This window comes from Streptomyces colwelliae, assembly GCF_048158785.1.
In the GTDB taxonomy this organism is placed as follows: Bacteria; Actinomycetota; Actinomycetes; order Streptomycetales; family Streptomycetaceae; genus Streptomyces.
Map to the genome: position 1 here is coordinate 1 of NZ_JBLTJC010000626.1, position 3,705 is coordinate 3,705.

At 72.6% G+C, this 3,705-nt stretch carries 3 protein-coding genes and 1 pseudogene; 1 reads left to right on the forward strand and 3 read right to left on the reverse strand.

What is annotated here, in order from left to right; translation table 11 throughout:
- Positions 1 to 2: 2 nt before the first annotated feature.
- Positions 3 to 101 (reverse strand): annotated as a pseudogene (locus tag ACNFOC_RS52190) (enoyl-ACP reductase FabI); the annotation flags it as partial.
- A gap of 604 nt (positions 102 to 705) precedes the next feature.
- On the opposite strand from ACNFOC_RS52190, the gene ACNFOC_RS52195 reads away from it, so the two are divergent.
- A complete protein-coding gene (locus ACNFOC_RS52195) occupies positions 706 to 1,839 on the forward strand; it encodes an acyl-CoA dehydrogenase family protein (protein WP_416965995.1) in 1,134 nt (377 codons plus the stop codon).
- 87 nt (positions 1,840 to 1,926) lie between these two features.
- On the opposite strand, the gene ACNFOC_RS52200 is transcribed toward ACNFOC_RS52195, so the two are convergent.
- Both ACNFOC_RS52200 and ACNFOC_RS52205 read right to left on the reverse strand, forming a co-directional pair.
- Positions 1,927 to 2,256, reverse strand: a complete 330-nt coding sequence (locus tag ACNFOC_RS52200) for a rhodanese-like domain-containing protein (RefSeq protein ID WP_393034431.1) — start codon at positions 2,254 to 2,256, stop codon at positions 1,927 to 1,929.
- Between the two features lie 14 nt (positions 2,257 to 2,270).
- Positions 2,271 to 3,302 (reverse strand): hypothetical protein, encoded by a 1,032-nt coding sequence (locus tag ACNFOC_RS52205; RefSeq protein ID WP_416965996.1) that lies wholly within the window; start codon positions 3,300 to 3,302, stop codon positions 2,271 to 2,273.
- Between the last annotated feature and the right edge of the window lie 403 nt (positions 3,303 to 3,705).

Consider the following 3,705-nt stretch of genomic DNA (forward strand, 5'->3'; position numbering starts at 1 on the left):
GGTCAGGCTCCGATGGCGTGCAGGCCGCCGTCCACGTGGACGATCTCGCCGGTGGTCTTCGGGAACCAGTCGCTCAGCAGGGCGACGATGGCACGTGCGGCCACCCGGAGGCGGTGGGCGTCCGCGGGCCCTCAGGGGCGACGGGCGGGTGCGGCCCGTCGGAGGAGGCAGGCGGGCGTGGCCCCTCGGAAGGGGCAGGCATCCGCTCGCCCTCCTCGGAGGAGGCAGGTGTCCGCTCGCCCTCCTCGGGGGCGTTCGAGCCTCCGTCGTTCGCGTCCATTCCGCCCCGTTTCCGAGTCCCGTCCGTCCATCGGCCACCGTCCACCGCGCCCGCCCGGCCGTGGGGGCCCGGCGGTGCTCCACGCCTACCACTCCCCGGCGCCGCACGGAACGGTACTCAGGGGCACGCCCCGGGCACAGTCCCCTGCCTCACCAGTCACACAGGTTGTCCACAGCGGCTGCCCGCAGGTTATCCACAGCCGTTGACACCTCTCCTCGGCACATCCCACCATTGAATCCCCGAACCGAACGATCGGTCGTCCGGTGACCCCACGACCGGACGCCGAACGACCCGTCGACCGCTAGTACATACCCCGGAGGTGCGCCCGTTCCCTTCTTCTAGAACCTGTTCTATCTTGACGCTCCGTCAGATCTGGTCGGACGCACGGCCGTTGGCCGGTGTGTGCGTGCGGGAGGGCAGGGACCGTGGACTTCACCTTCAGCGAGGAGCAGCAGGCGGCGGCCGAGGCGGCGGCGGGGGTGTTCGCCGATGTCGCGCCGGACGGTGTGCCCAGTCCGGCCGACATCACGGGCGCCGTGGCCGACGACTTCGACCGCGCGCTGTGGGCCAGGCTCGCCGATGCCGACCTGCTGAGCCTCCTGCTCGACGAGGCGTACGGCGGCGCGGGCCTGGACGCGATCGCCCTGTGCCTGGTGCTGCGGGAGTCGGCGAAGGTGCTGGCCAGGGTGCCGCTCCTGGAGAGCAGCGCGGCCGCCGCGACCGTACAGGCCTACGGCGGTGAGGAGTTGAGGTCCGCCCTACTCGCCCGGGCCGGCCGCGGCGACCTCGTGCTGACCGTCGCCGCGCACGGCCGCAGTGGCCACGACCCGGCCGAACTAGCCGTGACGGCACGGCGGGACGGCGACCGGTGGGTGCTGGACGGGGTGCAGACGGCGGTGCCGTGGGCGCACACCGCGGACCTGGTCGTCGTACCGGCGCACACGGACGCGGACCGGACCGTCCTCGCACTGGTCGCCCCGGACCGCGAGGGAGTCGTCCTCGCCGAGCAGATCTCCACCACGGGCGAGCGGCTCGCCGAACTGCGCCTGGAATCCGTGCCGATCGCGAGGGTCGACGTCATCGACGCCGACGGCGCCTGGGAGTGGCTGCGGGACCTGCTGACCGCCGGCACCTGCGCGCTGTCCCTCGGACTCGGCACCGCCGTCCTGCGCATGACCGGCGAATACACCAGCAGGCGCGAGCAGTTCGGGTTCCCCGTCGCGACCTTCCAGGCCGTCGCCGTGCAGGCCGCCGACCGCTACATCGACCTGCGCGCGATGGAGGCCACCCTGTGGCAGGCCGCGTGGCGGATCGCCTCGGGAGCACAGGGCGCGCTGCCCGCCGCCGCGGACCTGGCCGTGGCCAAGATCTGGGCGGCGGAGGGGGTACGACGGGTCGTGCAGACCGCGCAGCATCTGCACGGAGGGTTCGGCGCCGACACCGAATATCCCCTGCACCGGTACCACGCCTGGGCCAAGCACCTGGAGCTCTCGCTCGGCCCGGCGGCGGCACACGAGGAGGCGCTGGGGGACCTGCTGGCGGCCCACCCGTTGGGCTAGGACCGACCGCAGGCCGTGACCGTGAAGGCCCCAGAGCGCTGAACTTTCTGAAGCCCTGAAGCCCTGAACTTCTGAAGCCTCGAACTCCTAGAGCACGAAGCCCGGTTGGCCCTCGTCCGTGACGACGGGCCGGCCCGCGGCCGCCCACACCTGCATGCCGCCGTCGACGTTCACGGCGTCGATGCCCTGCTGGGCCAGGTACATCGTGACCTGGGCCGAACGCCCGCCGGAACGGCAGATCACATGGACCCTGCCGTCCTGCGGCGCCGCCTCGGTCAACTCGCCGTACCGGCCCACGAATTCACTGATGGGGATGTGCAGCGCCCCCGTGGCGTGACCCGCCTGCCACTCGTCGTCCTCGCGGACGTCCAGCAGGAAGTCGCCGTCCTTGAGGTCTCCGACCTCGACCGTGGGCACACCAGTTCCGAAACTCATGGCCCGACGCTACCCGACGGACCTTCCGACGCGTGCGGCTGCGCGAGCAGGTCCGCCAGCGCGGCCTCCCGCTCGGCGACCTGGGCGAGCAACTGCTCGGCGATCTCGTCGAGAAGACGGTCCGGGTCGTCCGGGGCGATGCGGAGCATGGAGCCGATGGCACCCTCCTCCAGCTCCCGGGCGACGAGCGTGAGGAGTTCCTTGCGGTTGGCGAGCCATTCGAGGCGGGCGTAGAGCTCCTCGCTGGGGCTCGGGCCGCGCTCCGCCGGGGCCGGTCCCGCCGCCCACTCCTCGGCCAGCTCGCGCAGCAGCGGTGCGTCGCCGCGGCTGTAGGCGGCGTTGACCCGCGTGATGAACTCCTCACGCCGCTTGCGCTCGTCCTCGTCCTGCGCCAGGTCGGGGTGGGCCTTGCGGGCCAGCTCGCGGTAGAGCTTGCGGGCCTCCTCGCTGGGCCGCACCCGCTGCGGGGGCCGGACCGGCTGGTCCGTGAGCATCGCCGCGGCCTCCGGGAAAAGGCCGTCGCCGTCCATCCAGCCGTGGAACAGCTCCTCGACCGCGGGCATCGGCATCACCCGGGCCCGCGCCTCGTCCGCCTTGCGGATGTCCTCGGGGTTGCCGGTGCGTGCGGCCAGGGCCTCGGCGATCCGGGCGTCCAACTCGTCGAGCCGGGTGTACATCGGGCCGAGCTTCTGGTGGTGCAGCCGGGAGAAGTTCTCGACCTCGATGCGGAAGGTGTCCACCGCGATCTCGTACTCGATCAACGCCTGCTCGGCAGCCCGTACGGCCCGCTCCAGCCGCTCCTCGGGCCGGGGCGCAGCAGCGTCCGCGGGGTGGGAGTCCTCCGGCCGACCATCGTCCGGTCGGGCGTCGGCCTCCCGGGAGTCGGCAGCACCGCCCCCGGTGCCCTCGCTCACGGAACCGTCACCCGCCGCGGCTCCGGCGGCAGACGGCACCTCGGCACCCGTCTGCTCCGGCACCGGTTCACCAACGGGCGCGGACTGGGACTGCTCAGCTTCCGGGGTCGTCACCCGCCCAGCGTAGGCCACGGCCCGACGGGCTACAGGGCATCGGCCACGCGGGGGCCTCGTGGACGACGGACGACCTCGCCGACGGTGGGGCACCGGCTGTGCGAGCGCCCTGTGGACCACGGGGCATGTCGCCGCCGATGCGGATCTCACCCCGGGACAGACAGTCCGGGGCCCCTCGCCCCGATCAGCCCCGATCTGCCCTGATCAGCCCTGATCAGCTCCTCACGTCCGCAATCACAGCGGGCGTCCGGATCCACATCCGTACCCGCTCCGCCTCCGCGCCGCGTCGGCCAACTCCTCGGCCAGGGCGCCAAGTCCTGGTACGTGTACCTGCTGCACACGCCCGTGCTGCCCGAACTCGCCTGGCGCGGCCCCCTGGGCAAACGCTGGCCGAAGATCCTGG